Annotated in this window: 16 protein-coding genes; 11 read left to right on the plus strand and 5 right to left on the minus strand. The window is 44.3% G+C overall.

Going from position 1 to position 16,708, the window contains the following annotated elements:
- The first annotated feature begins 169 nt into the window (after nucleotides 1-169).
- From JUB15_RS16445 to JUB15_RS16480, 8 genes are all read left to right on the plus strand, one after another.
- Complete coding sequence (locus tag JUB15_RS16445) at nucleotides 170-316, plus strand: hypothetical protein (protein WP_207513590.1); 147 nt, start codon at nucleotides 170-172, stop codon at nucleotides 314-316.
- A gap of 106 nt (nucleotides 317-422) precedes the next feature.
- The gene (gene tssD, locus JUB15_RS16450) at nucleotides 423-809 is read left to right on the plus strand and encodes a type VI secretion system tube protein TssD (RefSeq protein WP_207513591.1); all 387 of its coding nucleotides are present in this window, start codon (nucleotides 423-425) and stop codon (nucleotides 807-809) included.
- A 110-nt stretch (nucleotides 810-919) separates the two neighbouring features.
- Nucleotides 920-1,309 carry a type VI secretion system tube protein TssD gene (tssD, locus tag JUB15_RS16455; protein WP_207513592.1) on the plus strand — a complete coding sequence of 130 codons (390 nt, stop codon included), beginning with the start codon at nucleotides 920-922 and terminating at the stop codon, nucleotides 1,307-1,309.
- 169 nt (nucleotides 1,310-1,478) lie between these two features.
- On the plus strand, nucleotides 1,479-3,302 hold the full coding sequence (locus JUB15_RS16460; RefSeq protein WP_207513593.1) for a type VI secretion system Vgr family protein: 1,824 nt from the start codon (nucleotides 1,479-1,481) through the stop codon (nucleotides 3,300-3,302).
- 152 nt (nucleotides 3,303-3,454) lie between these two features.
- Nucleotides 3,455-4,822, plus strand: a complete 1,368-nt coding sequence (locus tag JUB15_RS16465) for a hypothetical protein (protein ID WP_207513594.1) — start codon at nucleotides 3,455-3,457, stop codon at nucleotides 4,820-4,822.
- A gap of 39 nt (nucleotides 4,823-4,861) precedes the next feature.
- Nucleotides 4,862-5,440, plus strand: coding sequence for a hypothetical protein (locus JUB15_RS16470; protein WP_207513595.1), 579 nt, complete (start codon nucleotides 4,862-4,864; stop codon nucleotides 5,438-5,440).
- A gap of 54 nt (nucleotides 5,441-5,494) precedes the next feature.
- Nucleotides 5,495-9,556, plus strand: coding sequence for an RHS repeat-associated core domain-containing protein (locus tag JUB15_RS16475; RefSeq protein ID WP_207513596.1), 4,062 nt, complete (start codon nucleotides 5,495-5,497; stop codon nucleotides 9,554-9,556).
- Nucleotides 9,557-9,571: 15 nt separating this feature from the next.
- Nucleotides 9,572-10,183: an Imm25 family immunity protein gene (locus JUB15_RS16480; RefSeq protein ID WP_207513597.1), complete on the plus strand. Its 612-nt coding sequence runs from the start codon at nucleotides 9,572-9,574 to the stop codon at nucleotides 10,181-10,183.
- Between the two features lie 78 nt (nucleotides 10,184-10,261).
- Here the strand turns inward: JUB15_RS16480 and JUB15_RS16485 are convergent, their stop codons facing one another.
- The 3 genes from JUB15_RS16485 to JUB15_RS16495 form a co-directional block, all read right to left on the minus strand.
- Complete coding sequence (locus tag JUB15_RS16485) at nucleotides 10,262-10,708, minus strand: DoxX family protein (RefSeq protein WP_207513598.1); 447 nt, start codon at nucleotides 10,706-10,708, stop codon at nucleotides 10,262-10,264.
- A 148-nt stretch (nucleotides 10,709-10,856) separates the two neighbouring features.
- Nucleotides 10,857-11,336, minus strand: coding sequence for a hypothetical protein (locus JUB15_RS16490; RefSeq protein ID WP_207513599.1), 480 nt, complete (start codon nucleotides 11,334-11,336; stop codon nucleotides 10,857-10,859).
- A 248-nt stretch (nucleotides 11,337-11,584) separates the two neighbouring features.
- On the minus strand, nucleotides 11,585-11,887 hold the full coding sequence (locus JUB15_RS16495; RefSeq protein WP_207513600.1) for a DUF1330 domain-containing protein: 303 nt from the start codon (nucleotides 11,885-11,887) through the stop codon (nucleotides 11,585-11,587).
- A 253-nt stretch (nucleotides 11,888-12,140) separates the two neighbouring features.
- Between JUB15_RS16495 and JUB15_RS16500 the strand changes: the two genes are divergently transcribed.
- From JUB15_RS16500 to JUB15_RS16510, 3 genes are all read left to right on the plus strand, one after another.
- On the plus strand, nucleotides 12,141-13,076 hold the full coding sequence (locus tag JUB15_RS16500) for a sensor histidine kinase (RefSeq protein WP_207513601.1): 936 nt from the start codon (nucleotides 12,141-12,143) through the stop codon (nucleotides 13,074-13,076).
- Nucleotides 13,077-13,079: 3 nt separating this feature from the next.
- The gene (locus tag JUB15_RS16505; protein WP_207513602.1) at nucleotides 13,080-13,844 is read left to right on the plus strand and encodes a LytR/AlgR family response regulator transcription factor; all 765 of its coding nucleotides are present in this window, start codon (nucleotides 13,080-13,082) and stop codon (nucleotides 13,842-13,844) included.
- Nucleotides 13,845-13,971: 127 nt separating this feature from the next.
- Nucleotides 13,972-14,352: a hypothetical protein gene (locus JUB15_RS16510; protein WP_207513603.1), complete on the plus strand. Its 381-nt coding sequence runs from the start codon at nucleotides 13,972-13,974 to the stop codon at nucleotides 14,350-14,352.
- A 377-nt stretch (nucleotides 14,353-14,729) separates the two neighbouring features.
- Here the strand turns inward: JUB15_RS16510 and panB are convergent, their stop codons facing one another.
- Together panB and JUB15_RS16520 are read right to left on the minus strand one after the other, a co-directional pair.
- A complete protein-coding gene (gene panB / locus JUB15_RS16515; RefSeq protein ID WP_207513604.1) occupies nucleotides 14,730-15,551 on the minus strand; it encodes a 3-methyl-2-oxobutanoate hydroxymethyltransferase in 822 nt (273 codons plus the stop codon).
- Between the two features lie 253 nt (nucleotides 15,552-15,804).
- Entirely contained in the window at nucleotides 15,805-16,707 is a 903-nt protein-coding gene (locus JUB15_RS16520; RefSeq protein ID WP_207513605.1) for a Ppx/GppA phosphatase family protein, read from the minus strand.
- Between the last annotated feature and the right edge of the window lies 1 nt (nucleotide 16,708).

Consider the following 16,708-nt stretch of genomic DNA (forward strand, 5'->3'; position numbering starts at 1 on the left):
GATGTATCGGATGATTAGCTATACATCGTGTATTCTGAGTATAGGTATAGTTCCAAGTTTCAAAATCCATCCTAACACCCCCAAACGGCAACCCTGTTCCCTTGAGTCACCTCAATGGATAACCTATTCTGTAGTAGCAAGTAACAGTGTCATTATTAAATGATGCTGCATGGAGTCTATTTGCATCGCCGTTTTAACTCCACGGTTAACACCATTTAAGACCCTCAGCACATGTCCGCCGCTGGCGGATGCCGTGCAGATCGAAGGATCCAGGGTCAGGCTTAGCGATAAGCGCACGTTCACCTATAGCGGATAGCTTACACGCAGGTCACTGGCAACGCCTGCCGGCATTGCCAACAGGGATCGTTTTTTTTTATTTTTTGGTCTATATACCATTTTTTTAAACATCAAAACCATTAATTATGTCTTTCAAAGCCAAATTGAAAGTTGCCGGAAAAGAAGTCAATGTTCTTGCATGTACCTATGCATTGAAACAGGAAACCGATGCAACTGGGCGTCCTTCTTCTATCACCCGTGGTGGAAAGATCACCCTGACCGTTGAGTCAACCGGAGATACTACAAACTTCGAGTGGATGATCAACAACTTCGAACGCAAAGATGGTTCTATCGTATTCATCAAACGGGATACCGATGCCACCCTGAAAGAACTGAAGTTTACAGAAGCTTACCTGGTAGAGTACCGCGAAAACTTCGACGGCTCCAACGATAGCCCTGTAACTGAAACTTTCACGCTGAGCGCAAAGACCATTGAAGTAGGTAGTGGCAAGCATGAAAACGAGTGGGTATAATAAAAATATCATCACCAGTAAGTAAGGAACGCCATTCATCCCGGAACTACCGGGGTGAATGGCCCCTTCCATAAAAGCCATGTTAATCCTAAAACACTAATCAATTTTCTATGTCTTTTGTTGCAAAACTTTCGTTAGATGGCGATGAGATGAATATTCTGCATTGTGCATTTCGCTTTACCCAGGCTACCGATGGAACGGGCAAACCGACCGCCATTCCACAAGGCGGCGCTGTGACCCTCGTTGTAGAAAGCAATGGCAATACCGGATTATTTGATTGGATGGTTAGTCCAACCCAAACCAAAAGCGGCACCATTACTTTTTATCGCCGGGATAATATGAGCAAATTGAAGACCCTGCAGTTTGCTGATGCGCATTGTGTGGATTATTACGAAACCTATGATCATAACAGTGATAGCCCAATGCAGGTGCAGATAACACTCAGCGCCAAGGAAGTGAAGTTGAACGAATCGAAATTCAAAAACAACTGGCCGCAGTGACAAGGCGCAAGGCTCAGGGCTTGAACCTAAAGGCTGAACGCTTAAGGCGAAAGGCAGAAGGCAAATTCCCGATTCATTGTCTGCTTGCATTAGCACATCAGCCCATTAGCAGATTAGCACAATAGTATTAGCATATTGACCAATAACCATAAACGACATAACATTTTTTATGGCCCAACTAATTAGTAGCAATATAACCATTGCCGGAACTCCTATTAAACAAATTACCTCTTTTCAGCTCACCCAGAATATTTTTGACCACCACTATTTCCGGCTTGTATGTCCTGCTGAATCCCTGGATGGACTGGAAGGCGGCATGTTACAATCTTCCCGCAACCTCATTGGTGGTGTATTACAGGCTTCATTCAGCACCCCCGGCGCCGGAAACGGATTGCAGTTCAGGGGCATTGTGATGCAGGTAGAAGCCGACCGTTTCAGCGGTCACACAGGCAATATCATTATCTCCGGAACCAGTCCCACCATTGTACTGGATAATGGTCCCCACTGCAAAAGCTGGGAGAAAAAAGCCATCAAGAACATTGCCCAGGATGTATTAAAACATTTTCCGCAAAACCTGCTGCAACCGCAGATCTCGCCAACGTACCCGGAAACATTGGCCTATATGGTCCAATACAAACAAACTGCCTGGCAATTCCTCTCTTTCCTCTGCGCCAACTATGGCGAATGGCTTTTCTACGATGGCAACCAACTGCAGATAGGCGCGCCCAAACCGTCGGAAGCAACGGCCCTCACCTTTGGCAGCAATATCAGCCGCTTCAGCATGGCGCTGCAGGTGCAACCGGCCAACAGCCAGATGATGGCTTATGATTACCTGAACCATGAAGTATATAACAGTACGCCGCAAAGCATTGAAAGCAAAGCCGGCCTCAACGACCTGGGACGTCATGTGCTACAGGCCAGTAACAATGTGTATGCTACCCAGCCGAAATTCTGGAATAACCAGTTTGTAAGCAATAAAAAACAACTGGATGATGCCATCAACATCCGTACGGCTATGCAAAGCAGTAATACGGTTCGCTTTACCGGCAGCAGCCAGCATCCCGGCGTGAAGATCGGCAGCAACATAAATGTTCAGGGCCGTAACCTGTACAACCAGTCGGGTGAAAACTACGGCGAGTACACCGTGCTTTCCATCAACCATTATTTCGATGGGCACGGCAATTACAACAACGACTTTACCGCCGTTCCCGCCGGCATAAAAGTACCGCCGGTGAAAGCAGGCGCCATGCCGCATTCTGAAACACAAAGCGGAATCGTAACCGATAACCATGATCCGAAAGGACTGGGCCGCGTACGGGTTAAATTCCACTGGATGAATGGAACGGAAAAAACACCGTGGATCAGGGTTACCAGTCCACACGGCGGTGGGGGCAAAGGCATGTTCTTCATTCCCGAAGTAGGTGAAGAAGTGATCGTAGGATTTGAAGGCGATAGTCCTACCAAACCATATATAATAGGAACAGTATATCATGGCAAAGCCAGCAATAGCTTCAGCAACGGCGGCAATGATGTAAAAGCCCTGCAAACCCGCAGCGGCAATAAAGTGGTCATGAACGACGCAGACGGCAGTGTATTCATCGAAGATAAAGACGGTAATAGCATTTTGCTCGACGGCGCCGGTAACATCACTGTGAAGGCGAATAAAAAAATATGGATCGATGCCAAGGAAGAAATAAAGTTTACTACAAAGAATATGATAATTGATGTGGAAGAAGAGATCAAAGTAGATGCAAAGACCCTTACGGGTACCCTCACCGATGTGTGTACCTGGAATGGCCTGAATGAAATGACGATCCATTCCGACAAAGTAGCCAATATGACTTCCGGCAATGTAGCAAACATGTATAGTAAGAACATGGCCATTGTAAGCGGCGATAAACATGTAAGCGTCGATTCGTCGGAAGGCCAGGTTGCCATAGATGGTAAATTAACCACCTGCGTTGTTGGAGGACAGGTATTGATCAATTGCTAAACTTATATAGTTCGCCGCAGCATGCAACCATGCTAAAGGCCGGAAAATATTTTAGTTGTTGTAATTCTTCATCCTGATATGCATTTGGATGGTCTGGATCTCAGCAACTAAAATAATTTCTGTGTAATGGCGTCAGCACAAAACATTTATCTATGAATGAGCATAATCCCATAACCATCCGCATCGATGAGATGGTGAAGGTGTGGAATAACAATGTTCAGCCTCAACACACCCTTATCCGCTGGATGCTGAAACCGGAAGACCATCGCATGTACGAAGGATTTTGCCGGCTCGAAGCATCTCCGCATGGAAAACTCGATAACCTGTTTGTATTCTTTTATACACCATTTACATCCCTGAAAACCTATAGCCATGACCTCATTGAAAACTGGCTGCAGGAATATGATGATCCAAAACAAATACAGCTGCTCGAAAAAGCAGGAATAAAAACAGCCTGGGATCTAACGCCGTTCCGGCAGGCAGTGGAAGAAAAGAACTATGCTGACTGCGACAGGTTGTTGCCGGCCATGATCCAGTCTTATAAGAACTGGATCGGCCAACCCAACACCCCTTTTGTGTTCAGTGTATTGCCTAAGCAATTGAACAGTCTGCAACAATTTCAGCAATGGCTGCAGCAGTGGATGGAACAACCCAGGGAGCCGGGAATGCAGTTGTTGGTATTTGATCACGTAGACGGCAATTTCTGGGGTAAAGTGTTTGAAGAATACGACGGTTATACCGTTACGCTGAAACATGATCTGCGCATGCAGGATGCCATCAGGCAGATCGCAACCGCAGGGGCAGCTACCGACCCCTATGCATTTTTCCGTAAATGTATGTTTGAGATGGGAGCGGCTGCCAGCAAAAAAAATAAAGCCGGTGTAAATGAGTGGGGCAAAAAAGCCATTGAAAGTAGTAAAAAGACCGGCGACAAAAGTCTGCTGGCCACGGCTTACATCACCTATGCCGGCATGTTGTTCAATTTTAAAGACCATGAGCTCATAAACGAGCTGCTCGATACCGGCATCAGGTTGTGTAAACAGGAAATTGCCGCGGGCAATGAATCTATCAAGTCCATGCTCCTGCAATATTATACGTACAAAGGAGCCGATTGCCAGATCCAGAAAGAAAGAAAAGAAGCCCTCGAGTGGTTTATGAAAGCAGGAGATGAAGCGGTAGCATTTGGTTTTCCCACGCAGGCAGTATCTGCCTATTATAAGGCCTGGGTATTTGCCGACTACAAGAACTGGCAGGAAGAAAAATTACAGGCCAGCCGGCAGGCACTACAACTCACCAACCGTTTGACCACAGATGAAATACAGGCTTCAGAATATCCTTTCATGGCCTATGACTATACGAAACAAAAGCAGGATGTGGAAGACGAACTGGCAGCAACGGTTACCGGCAAAATGATCGAAGCGTATGGTAATGACTGGCAAAAGACCATTGAGGAACTGAAGCAGAATTATACAAAGAAAAAGATCAGACAGGCGAACGCCGGGGAGATCACAGTTCAATAAAGCCCGGCACAGAACAACATTATCCACTAAAAAACCAATATGGAAAGTATTACCACTGTAAAGTCGAAAATTGATCTGATAGACGAAGAAATAACCCACAAGTATGTAGATGAATTACGGGCAAAAGAAAGCCGCATCGATTTTACCAAGGAAGGCTGGGTGGAAGAAATGCGATCGATAGAATCGGAATACAGGGAAAAGATCCAACCCGAACTGGCATATATCAGAACGACCATAGGCGAAGTGCTGGCCGGCAATGCCTTTAAAGACCTGCAACCAATGGCCGTTCTGCTGGAAGATACCCAGCGCCTGAAGAACTACATTACGCCCACATTTGAAGAAATGGATCTTAATGTACAAAGCGGAAGTGCGGAATATGTAACCCTCAGCCTGGTATTGTTTATGGCGAGGAACCTGGAACCGGATGCCCGTGATGAAATGGTTTATTTCAGTGACCTGATCCGGTTCTGCGGATCGAAAAAGATCGACATCAAAACGATCTTACAGAAACTGCTTCCATATGCTTTTGATGAAATAAAGTATGGCACCTATTCAGTACGGTCATTATTCGAGGATGCCATAAAACAGCAATCCGCGGCTGCCGGCAAGCCTCAATAGGTTGATGGTTCAGGCCGCCAGGTAATTATACAACCGAACAATTAAGCAAACCTTATGTACGTAGCCAATACACACCTGAAACCGGTGATCGGCATAGATATTCACTTTGTGAATATGCCTTTTCCTTTCATCCCGCTTCCACATCCATACATCGGTCTGGTTATCGACCCATTCGATTATTTACCCTTTATTGGCGCTACGGTAAAAGTAAATAACGTTCCGCGTGGTAATTGCGATACAGCGGGGATGATCATAACCTTCGTGCATATTCCATTTGGCGCCGGCTTTACGTTAATACCCATGATCGGGCACGACAGCCAGAACTTCTTCGGCAGCAAAACCGTGTCAATCGATGGCGCGCCCATGAGCGGCGCCGGCTTTGTGCTCATGACCTGTAACGACATCGGGTTACCATTGTCATTCAGTCCCGGAAAAAAATTAAAACCCATCCCATCCTTATACCTGCCAACCTCTTTCTGTATTCCCCTGCAATGGGGTAAACCGGTAATGGTAGGCGGTCCGCTGGTGCCCAACTTCAGCTTAATGGCCTTATTAAAAGCATTTGCATTTGGCTCCCTGCTGAAAGGGTTCGGTAAAGCCGGCGGTAAAATGCTGAAGGCGTTAAATCATAAGGTACTTAAGCAATTTCCATCTACTCAAAAATTAAGCAGCCGCTTGTGCAAAGTGGGCTTTGAACCGGTTGATCTCATCACCGGCCGCGTGAATTATGAATATACCGATTTTGAATTGCCAGGTCCTATTCCCATAAGCTGGACACGCAACTGGGACAGCGACTCCTCCATTGAAGGCCCATTGGGACATGGCGTACAATTATGCTATGACCGCACAGTACAGATCTGGCCGGAGCTCGAATGTTTATCGGTCATGCTGGCCGATGGCCGGCTCGCGGTCTTCCCATTATTACATCCGGGAGAAGAATTCTATCATCCGCAGGAAAACATACTGCTCCGCCGCAAACAGAACGGTCATTTTTTACTGGAAGATTATAATGGATCGCTCTACTATCACTTCAACCTTGAAACCAAAGCCGGCACCTGGCGGCTGTCATTTATAGAGAATTACAGCGGCAATCGCATTCAGTTGCATTATACCGGCGGGAATCTCAGCGCCATAACAGATTCCGCCGGGCGGCAACTGCTGATACAGTTAGATAAAAAACACCGGATCACCCAGGTAATAGTTAAACATCGCGGGCTTGAACAGATCCTGGTCACCTATGGCTATAATGAAGCCGGCGACCTGGTAAGCATCGCCGATGCCCTGAATCAGGCAACCACTATTGAGTACCGTTATCACCTGATGATCAAAAAAACAGATCGCAATGGCCAAAGTTTCTATTGGGAATACGATAGCAAAAAGCGTTGTATCCATACCTGGGGTGATGGCGGCGTGCTGGCCGGGTTTATCAAATACGGTAAAGGACATAATACCGTTACCAACTCGTTGGATGAAAACACCACTTATTATTTCGATGAAAATAATTTGTGCATCCAGGAAACGGATCACTATGGCAATCACCGGTACACTGAATATACCGAAGACTTTAATATATACCGGGAAATCGATGAAGCGGGAAATATAACAGGTTATGTGTATGACAATAGATCACGGCTGAAAGAAAAGATCTTTCCCGATGGAACCAGCATCCGGTACCACCACAACGAGCACAATCAGATAACACTGATCACCAATCCTGATGGCAGCACCCAGGTCTTTGGTTATGATCCATCCCGGCGGCTTCAGTTCATTAATTATCCGAACGGCCGCAATACTGCTTACGAATACAACGCAGAGGGACAACTGGCATCAGTAATTGAAACAGGCAACCGCAAAACCATGATGACGTATGATGAAGATGAGAACCTGGCGGGTTTGCAATTGCCTGACGGGGCAACCGCTCACTGGAAATATGATGCGCTGGGCCGTTGCATACAAAGCACCAATACCACTGGCGAGGTCCGGTATTTCGAATATGATCCCTTGAATCGCATAAGCAATATGTATTTGCCCGATGGGAATACGATAAGGCTCGAGTATAATGCGTATACCCAGGTAACGCAGGCGGCAGACCGGCACAATAGTGTACAGTTTGAGTACACAGCGCTCGGCAGCCTGAAAAAAAGAAAATTACATAACCGCGAAATGCAGTTTCTGTATGATACGGAAGAGCGCCTGAACAGTGTTGTAAATGAAGCGGGCCGGCACTATTCGTTTGGTTACAATAAACGCGGAGAAATTATTAATGAAACGGGGTTCGACGGTTTGCAACGGCAATATGAACGCGATGCCACCGGCAAGACCACGAAAGTGATACGTGCCGGTGGCCGTTATACAAAATACGAATACGACACCAATGGCCAGATAACCCGGGTAGAATACCATGATGGCAGCTGGGAATTGTATAATTATGACAGGAACGGGAACCTGCAGGAAGCCATCAATGAATTTGGTCATGTTCGGTTCACCCGTAATAAACTGGGTTATATAGAAACAGAAGAACAGGACGGATACCTTGTACGCAGCACCTATGATAAGGCAGGTGAGCGCATTAACATTACCAGTAGTTTAGGCGCCGCTATACAACTGCAGCGCAATAAACTGGGCCTGGTAACCAATATGCAGGCAAAGGTGAACAACCTGTTGTGGGAAGCCCAAATGAAATACAACCAGGCAGGACAGGAAATAGAAAGACTGTTACCGGGCGGATTAACCAGTGAATGGCGATATGATCAGGCTGCAAGGCCTGGTGAGCACAAAGTGAGTAGAAGAGGAGTTGTGCAAAGCTGGAAAAAATATACCTGGGATGCGAACGACCGGCTTACCAATGTGTTTGACGCCCTGTCGCAGGGAAATAATCATTTCAGGTATGAAACCTTCAGCAGCCTGGTATTTGCACAGTATGCCGATAACAGTATTATCCATCGTGCTACGGATGCAACGGGCAATATTTACGAAAGCACCACAAAAACAGACCGTAAATACAATAACGCCGGCGCTTTACAGGAAAGTCAACAATATACTTATAAATACGACGAAGAAGGTAATCTGATCAGTAGAACAGACAAGTCGAACCGAAAAAGTACATCCTATGAGTGGTATGCCAATGGCATGTTGAAAAAAGTAGTAAGGCCCGATGGAAAAGAAATAACGTTCACCTATGATGCCCTGGGACGGCGCATCTCTAAATGTTTTGCCGGCAAAATAACCCGCTGGGTCTGGGATAATGATGTGCCATTACATGAATGGACCTACGACGAAAAAGAAAAACCATCCGTAGTGGTAAATGAATGGGGCGAAATGACCTTTGATAAACAGGAACCGAATCCGCATAATGCGCTCCATGCCGTTAGCGGCATAACGTGGGTGTTTGAGGCAGGTAAATATATACCGGCAGCAAAAATTGAAAATGGTGAAACCTATAGTATTATATGCGACCATCTGGGCACACCGCAATGGATGTACGATAGCGAAGGAAAAATTGTTTGGGAAGGATTTTTGGATATTTACGGAAGAATCAGAACTTTACACGGCAAGAACAGTTCTTTGCCATTCAGGTTTCCGGGCCAGTACGAAGATGTGGAGACCGGCTTATATTACAACCGGTTTAGGTATTATGACCCGCAAATGGGAACCTACATCAGCCAGGACCCTATAGGGTTATTAGGAGGGAGTATGTTATATGCATACGTACCTGATGTAAATAGTGAAGTGGATATCCTGGGTCTGGCAGGAACCGGCAGAGGATGGTTGAACTGGGCCAAGAAATGGCACGACAAGCGGGCGGATGAAATATTCGGTGAGGGTAACAAAGGAAGGAATATACGTGGCAGGCAATATGACAAGTATTATGATAAAAAGGATATAGAATATAAATCCGATAATTTTTCAAAAGGCCCAAGAACCAAAGAGTCGCTCGAAAGAATGAACAGGCAGTTAGACAAAGATATTGCCAACAAGGCGGCGGGCAGAGCAAACCCGCACTGGCATTTTGAGCACGATCCAAGTGTGGCAGATGATATGAAGGACTTCCTGAAAAAAATGGATGACAATGGAATTCCCCGTACGCATGGTAAAACGTATCCGGATTGTAATTAGATAAAACATAGCATAATGTCGGAATTTTATAGTGTTGTTAATGAGTTCGATACCTTGATCAGCAAATATGATTTTAAGTCACCCAAAAAGCTGTGGTACGATAATATGATAGCATTAAGCAAGCACATAGACGATATCTTCTATTGTTATGTAATTGCGAGGGTGTACAAACAGGATGGTTCTTTGGAAACCAACTTATGGGTAGGACCGGTTGACAGACCTGATGACGGTTTGGAAAGTTTATCAGCGCATATTAAAGTTGAGATCGGGTACAATAAAACATTAGATGAAAATTTCTTCAAAGATTGTGAAAGCAGAATAATCGAAATGATAGAAGGCGGCGCCCTGGATTCGTTAATGCAAAAGTCAAAAAAGGAGTTGGCCAATCCTTCAGAAAAGAACAGGGCGTACGAAGTATACACGCAGTTCACTTTACCTTTTTATAAAATGGTGTTGACAGAAGCGAACAACGATAAGAAGATCCTGAACAACAAAAAGAAATGCCAGCCAATAATCGAGAAAGTGTTAGCTGCCATGGACGGTGAGCAAAAGGAATTTTTTAATAAGATCGGATTAAAAGAAACAGTTGATCTTATTTGGGAGCTGTGTTATATCTATTCACTGTAAAAAGGCCACTACAAGCTATAGAGGATCCAGGCCGTTCAATAACGGTCTGGATTTTTTTATATGTCAGTTAAAAGTGGCTTAGGTGGCTTTACGGTCTTTTTCATCAAAATAACTATCCACCGACCAGGGTCCATTCCCCGCGATGGCGAAATAAATAAGCCCGATCAAAACAATTACGGTAATAGCTATCTGTTGAAAAGGACGGAACATTTCTTCCTGGTTAATAAAGAACAGCGCACCGATCAGAATAGGGATCTGAATAATGCACGCAACCCTTGTAAGCAACCCCACCGCCAGGAACAGACCGCCCACTATATGGGCAAAAACTATATAGTGACCAAGCATACTTAAGGCAAAATAACTGTTGGGCAGGAAATCACCCATGCGGCCGATCATAAAGCTCATGTTTTCGAGAAACTCGATCCCTTTGTAACATAAGAACAAACCCAGGGCTATACGGGGAATATCCGCCCATTTGGGATGGTGCCTGTCACCCCAATACTCAAGACGTTGAAGGAGGTTCATATGGCAATTTTTGGAGTTAATAAAGAAAGAGCGGTACAAAGGTAGGTATATTCCTGATAGCACTTTGAAACACACCATAATACATATAAAAAGGCATCCTGGCCGGGGCCGGGACGCCTTTTTGCTGTAACTAACTTTTATTCAATATTTAAACGGAGACGGAGGCGCTTTTGGCGGAAAACAACCAGTCAGATAACCTGCTGGCTATTTTAAGCCTGCCAGGAAAAGAACCATTGATGTTGCCGGTATAATCAACAAACTTCACCATTACTTTGATCATGATCAGTTGTTCATTCCGGGCCTTTTCCTGCCGGGCGGCAGAAACTGCTATCCATTTTTCCATTTCAGCGGCATCCTCTGCAATAATTCCTTTGCCCTGCACTTTCAGGCGATAACCAATACCCTTTTTGAAAAACTCCAATCGAACCGGAAATTCCTTATCAAACGCCTCCAGATCCTGTACAGGTTTGGGAATAACAAAACTGATCTCACCATTGTCATTAAGCTCCATTTCGGTGATCAGGTGATTGGGTAGTTTAAATAAAGAGTCCCCTTCAGCAAAAAACAAAGCGCTATTCAGTTCAGACAACTTTCTCTTCAACAGTTTGCCGGGTAAATTAGTATTCATAGATTCCGTTTTATATTATAGAATAAAAAACAACAGTATGGATTACACATTTTTCAGCCGCTCAGGCATATTATATATTACCCAATTGCCATACCATGTTCCTAATGAATGATTCTTAACGAATTAATTCAGGCATATCAAAAAATCCGTCCCATTAATGGACAGGTTTTTCCAAAATTGACATTCCTGACTCACTTACCGTTGGATTACCCGGTGAATTGTAAAAAAAGTAGAATAAACTGGATTTATCAGACCTGTGAACCTTTTATAAGAACAACTGATTGAACAGATTGTTCTTTAAGATGTAGATAGCTTTTTCTGGTTTCGTCCTGTTGATACCCCTCAAGACCCTGCTCATTTTCAAAAGCTACCAGGTGGATTTCGAATGGCGGTTCTATTGAATTATCTACAAATGTACTACTTGTTGGCCGTAAACGAAAGAGAAGTTGTCCGTTATATTTCCACAATAAAGGCAGAACGATATTTTCAAACTCAAAAAATGTTTCTTCCTGTCCATCCTTTATATAAATGAGTTGTGTAATATAGATCATGACCGCTTTTTTGCAATATAACCTGAATGCGGGGCTAAAACTGCGTATTTTTTACGTTAGTTCTGACTATTAATTTGTTAAAGCGTTCAAACATAGCTTAAAAAAAATATTTTACACAAGTAAACGTCGCCGGTAGGGGATAGTCTATGGGTGAATGAACCCTTCGCGTACGCATCTTATCGTGCTGACTGCATTCGCAATTACAGCGTTACTATCCATTCCGCGTTTGTTATGGTTACACCATAAAGCGCAGATGAATGATCTTTTCCAACCGAATTACGCTGATCTATTATTGAGAGCGCTTTATATATTTTTCATTGCTGTTCTGTTCTTCATTATTCATTTACAGACCCGTATCATTAAAGCAGGATTCATAAAAATAGATCTCAATAGCTTTTGGCAACGTTTACCGCTAAGTGTAGGCGTATTCTTTATAACAGTGCCTTTGTTCCTGCAGTTTCACAAATGGTTATTTCCTGCACCTGCCAACGAACAAATCTTCCGGTTCCTGTTTAACCTCAACATGAGCATGAGCGTTATCATGACCATTTTGTTTGCACAGATCTTCCGCCTCTTAATATATAATTACCAGATCCGATTGACCAACGCTTCCTTATTGAAAGCGAATGCAGAGACCAGGTTTGAAGTATTGAAGAACCAGGTAAATCCGCATTTCCTGTTCAACGCATTCAATACCATCAATTCGTTGATCATGACCGATCAGCAGGCAGCCGTGCACTACGTCAACAATATGTCAGAGGTGTACAGGTATGTGTTGAAAAGCCATGAGCAGAACGCCATATCATTACAGGAGGAATTGCATTTTGTGGAAGCGTATATTAATATGCTGAAAGGACGTTATGGCAATAAAGTACAGTTTGAAGTGAACGTGTTACCCGTTTACAACCGGCACAAACTGCCACCTATGGCATTACAAATTCTGCTAGAAAATGCCGTAAAGCATAATATAGCCTCCCGCAGCAAGCCGCTGTTCATCTGCATTGTTACCACGCGGGAAGGTGGTTTGGTAGTAGCCAATAACCTGCAGAAACGGCCTCAAACGGAAGCATCTACCGGACTGGGATTACAGAATTTAAACCAACGCTGTAAGTACCTATCCAACCACGATCTTATTATCCAACAAACCGAATCCAGCTTTTCAGTAACCATTCCTTTATTGAATGAATAAATTATGAAAATTGCCATCATAGAAGATGAAGAAAGTGCGGTTCAGCAGTTAAAGAACCTGTTAACCGAAGTAATAACGACTGCCGAGATAGTGGCTGTTATCGACACCGTAGAAGAAACAGTGGCCTGGCTGAAAAGCCGCCCCGCAGTAGATCTGATCTTCCTCGACATTCACCTGGCCGACGGTTGTTGCTTTGCTATTTTTCAGCAATGCGCTATAGACACACCGATAATATTTACCACGGCCTATGATCAATATGCCATCAGGGCTTTTGAAGTAAACAGCATCGATTACCTGCTTAAACCAGTACGAAAAGAAAGACTGCAGCAGGCGCTGGAGAAATATCACCGGCTTAATAATACCCGCCAGGTGTTGAATAGCGAGCAGTTATTGCAACAGCTAACGCGCGACATTACCAAAGCCACGCAATACAAACGTCATTTTCTAATTCCGTATAAAGACAGGTTGATTCCTGTGTCCGTAGATGATTTTGCCTGGTTCGAGATCAGGAGTGGGGTAGTGCGGGGTATTACCTACGATAAGAAGCACTGGCTGTTGGAAGAAAGCCTCGATGAACTGGCGGAAACAATAAACCCCGAAACGTTTTACCGGGCCAACAGGCAATTTCTCATCAATCGCAGGGCAATTAAAGAAATTGAATACTATTTCAACGGACGGTTTTGCCTGCATTTATCGCCCAATGCCGAAGAACCGGTACTGGTGAGTAAAGCCAAAGCCGGACAGTTCAGGCAATGGATGGCCGGGTAATCAACTGAAGACGGTTTAACAACGAAACCAGCAGCTTAACCCTCAAATTGAGCAGCTTAAGCCAGATAACCCGAACGCTCAGCCCATGAACAACGACCTTTGTACGCAAACAGCACAAACATACATTATGAAACAAATTATCAGGATCATCACAGCGCTTGTAGTAATTACATTAGGAGCAATCAACGCCTCTGCACAATCTAAAATGACCGAAGCGCAAAAAACCGAAGCCAAAGCCAGGTACCAGGAGTATAAGGAAAAACTCAACCTTACAGAGGAGCAATCTAAAAAAGTAGATGCTATTAATACCACCTGGTTTGAAGGGATCTCGGAATTAAAGAATTCAAATGGTTCAAAACTGGCCAAGTATAAAAAGTACAAATCGCTGAATGCAGAAAAGGACAGGAAGATGAAAGAAGTACTGACGAAAGAACAGTTCAAAATATACAAGCAACAGCAGGACGAAAGAAAAGAGGAGTTCAAACAAAGAAGAGCTAACCGCCAATAACTCATCGTTATATCACATGAGGCGTGGAAGCGGCGCCCAGACTAACAAACGTTTATCAAACACTTAATCTTAACAAATTTTATACATTGGATTAATACAACGATAACATTAAAGAAGTACATTTGCACTTTCATATGGCAAGCAATCGTTTGAGCCTTTTGTTTCTACAAAGGGCTTCTTTTTTTTAATAACTCCATGTACGGGATTGGTCCTAAGTTGTTACACTCACGTTTAGGCAGCATCGTAAAACCCGCAACCACCACCCGTGTTTTAACGAAATAAACAGCAACATGCAGAAAGCAAAACGCTTAACGCTGCACGCTGCAGAAAAATTTCTGTGCGTTCGGCGTTAAGCGTTCAGCTGTGAGCGTTCAGCGTTAATATTGTTCCTTATCGTTGGGAAATTGTTTTGCCTTCACGTCGTTTACATAATTCTTTACGGCACCGGTGATCTGTTCATGCAGGTTCAGGTATTGCCGTAAAAAACGCGGTTTGAATTCGGTATTGATCCCTAACATATCGTGCATGACCAGTACCTGTCCATCGCAATACATGCCGGCGCCAATACCGATCGTTGGTATTACCAGCGACTCAGATACTTCTTTGGCCAGCGCAGCAGGGATCTTTTCCAGCACAACCCCAAAACAACCTGCTTCCTGCAAAAGCTTTGCATCCTGGCGCAGTTTATTGGCTTCGGCCTCTTCCTTTGCACGAACGGTATAGGTTCCGAATTTGTAAATAGATTGAGGCGTTAATCCCAAATGCCCCATCACCGGAATGCCGGCAGCTACAATGCGCTTTACAGATTCCAGTACTTCTTCACCACCTTCCAGCTTTACGGCATGCGCACCGGTTTCTTTCATGATGCGGATGGCAGAGGCCAGCGCTTCTTTTGAATTGGCCTGATAAGAACCAAACGGCAGATCAACCACTACAAAGCAACGGTTAATGCCCCGGATAACCGAAGAGGCGTGATAGATCATCTGGTCGAGGGTAATAGGCAGGGTGGTTTCGTGCCCGGCCATCACATTCGAGGCGGAATCACCTACCAGTATTACGTCAATACCGGCTTCATCGAATAAACGGGCAAAGGAAAAATCATAGGCCGTTATCATTGAAATTTTCTCGCCTACGGTCTTCATTCTTTGTAACGTATGGGTCGTTACTTTTTTTACTTCTTTGTTAACGTGTACCGACATAACTGGGAGTTTAATGCGTGTAAGGCGGGAGGGAATATGGCTCTGCATTAGAATAAAACACATTCATAATGCTCCTCGCAGTTGTTAGCGGCTGCTAAGGTAGGTGAATTTAAACAAACAAGTTGCAGGTTACAGGCTACAAGTTTCAGGGAAATATGAAAAAAGAAGAATAATAAATTAAAAATGAAGCAGTTGATGAATTATTGAGTTATTAAGTTACTTTAAACTGTAAACTATGAACTTAAACTGTGAACTATGAACTTAGAACTTCGCCTTTCGCCTTTAATTCATCATATAAATGCTGGATCAACCCATCGGCCAATCCGATCTTGGGCACATGTATTTCTTCAATGTTTGCCCAACGCATTACATTAATATATATAAAAAGGGCCGGTACAATGACGTCGGCGCGGTCTTCCCGTAATTTATAAATGCGTATTCTGTCGGCAACCGAAAAACTGCTTAGTTCCTTGTAATAATCCTTCAGCAGTTCCAGCGGCAATGGCTTGCCTTCTTTTCGTTTTGAGAGGGAAAACACCTTATTTATATTACCACCCGAACCAATAGCCACAATGTCCTGATAGGGTTTTGTTTCGCGCTTTACGAAATCTTTCATTTCACCCCATAGGAAATCGTCTACCTGGTTCTTGAGCAGCCGGATGGTGCCAATATTGAAAGAACGTTTGAAGATCAGGCGGCCAAAGGCAAAAAAGGTGACTTCGGTGCTGCCACCGCCAACGTCTATATATAAATAAGTGTGATTTTTATCGAGGTTTTCTGCAATGTGGTTCTCAAAAATGAGCGAAGCCTCTGCATCGCCGGTGATCACTTCAATGCCGATGCCTGTTTCTTTTTTTACCCGGGCAAGAATTTCGCCAGCGTTGGAAGCATCCCGCATGGCGGAAGTGGCGGCAGCCTTGCAATGTCGTACTCCATACGCATCCATCAGGAGCTTGTAAGCTTTGATGGTGTTCAGGATCATGTCCTCTTTTTCCCGCGAGATCTTTTGCTGTTCAAAAACTTCAAAACCCAACCGCAAAGGCACCCGTACCAGGTTCACCTTTTGAAATTGTGGTCTTTTGTTATTGGAAAAGATAACATCCGAGATCAGCAATCGTGCTGCATTACTGCCTATATCAATAGCCGCCAGTTTCATG

The sequence above is a fragment of the Longitalea luteola genome (assembly GCF_017356035.1).
In the GTDB taxonomy this organism is placed as follows: domain Bacteria; phylum Bacteroidota; class Bacteroidia; order Chitinophagales; family Chitinophagaceae; genus Niastella; species Niastella luteola.

Excerpts from the sequence above, each read along its gene's own strand:
- JUB15_RS16445 (WP_207513590.1), top strand. The coding sequence starts at position 170 with ATGGAGTCTATTTGCATCGCCGTTTTAACTCCACGGTTAACACCATTT.
- tssD (WP_207513591.1), top strand. The coding sequence starts at position 423 with ATGTCTTTCAAAGCCAAATTGAAAGTTGCCGGAAAAGAAGTCAATGTT.
- tssD (WP_207513592.1), top strand. The coding sequence starts at position 920 with ATGTCTTTTGTTGCAAAACTTTCGTTAGATGGCGATGAGATGAATATT.
- JUB15_RS16460 (WP_207513593.1), top strand. The coding sequence starts at position 1,479 with ATGGCCCAACTAATTAGTAGCAATATAACCATTGCCGGAACTCCTATT.
- JUB15_RS16465 (WP_207513594.1), top strand. The coding sequence starts at position 3,455 with ATGAATGAGCATAATCCCATAACCATCCGCATCGATGAGATGGTGAAG.
- JUB15_RS16470 (WP_207513595.1), top strand. The coding sequence starts at position 4,862 with ATGGAAAGTATTACCACTGTAAAGTCGAAAATTGATCTGATAGACGAA.
- JUB15_RS16475 (WP_207513596.1), top strand. The coding sequence starts at position 5,495 with ATGTACGTAGCCAATACACACCTGAAACCGGTGATCGGCATAGATATT.
- JUB15_RS16480 (WP_207513597.1), top strand. The coding sequence starts at position 9,572 with ATGTCGGAATTTTATAGTGTTGTTAATGAGTTCGATACCTTGATCAGC.
- JUB15_RS16485 (WP_207513598.1), bottom strand. The coding sequence starts at position 10,708 with ATGAACCTCCTTCAACGTCTTGAGTATTGGGGTGACAGGCACCATCCC.
- JUB15_RS16490 (WP_207513599.1), bottom strand. The coding sequence starts at position 11,336 with ATGAATACTAATTTACCCGGCAAACTGTTGAAGAGAAAGTTGTCTGAA.
- JUB15_RS16495 (WP_207513600.1), bottom strand. The coding sequence starts at position 11,887 with ATGATCTATATTACACAACTCATTTATATAAAGGATGGACAGGAAGAA.
- JUB15_RS16500 (WP_207513601.1), top strand. The coding sequence starts at position 12,141 with ATGAATGATCTTTTCCAACCGAATTACGCTGATCTATTATTGAGAGCG.
- JUB15_RS16505 (WP_207513602.1), top strand. The coding sequence starts at position 13,080 with ATGAAAATTGCCATCATAGAAGATGAAGAAAGTGCGGTTCAGCAGTTA.
- JUB15_RS16510 (WP_207513603.1), top strand. The coding sequence starts at position 13,972 with ATGAAACAAATTATCAGGATCATCACAGCGCTTGTAGTAATTACATTA.
- panB (WP_207513604.1), bottom strand. The coding sequence starts at position 15,551 with ATGTCGGTACACGTTAACAAAGAAGTAAAAAAAGTAACGACCCATACG.
- JUB15_RS16520 (WP_207513605.1), bottom strand. The coding sequence starts at position 16,707 with ATGAAACTGGCGGCTATTGATATAGGCAGTAATGCAGCACGATTGCTG.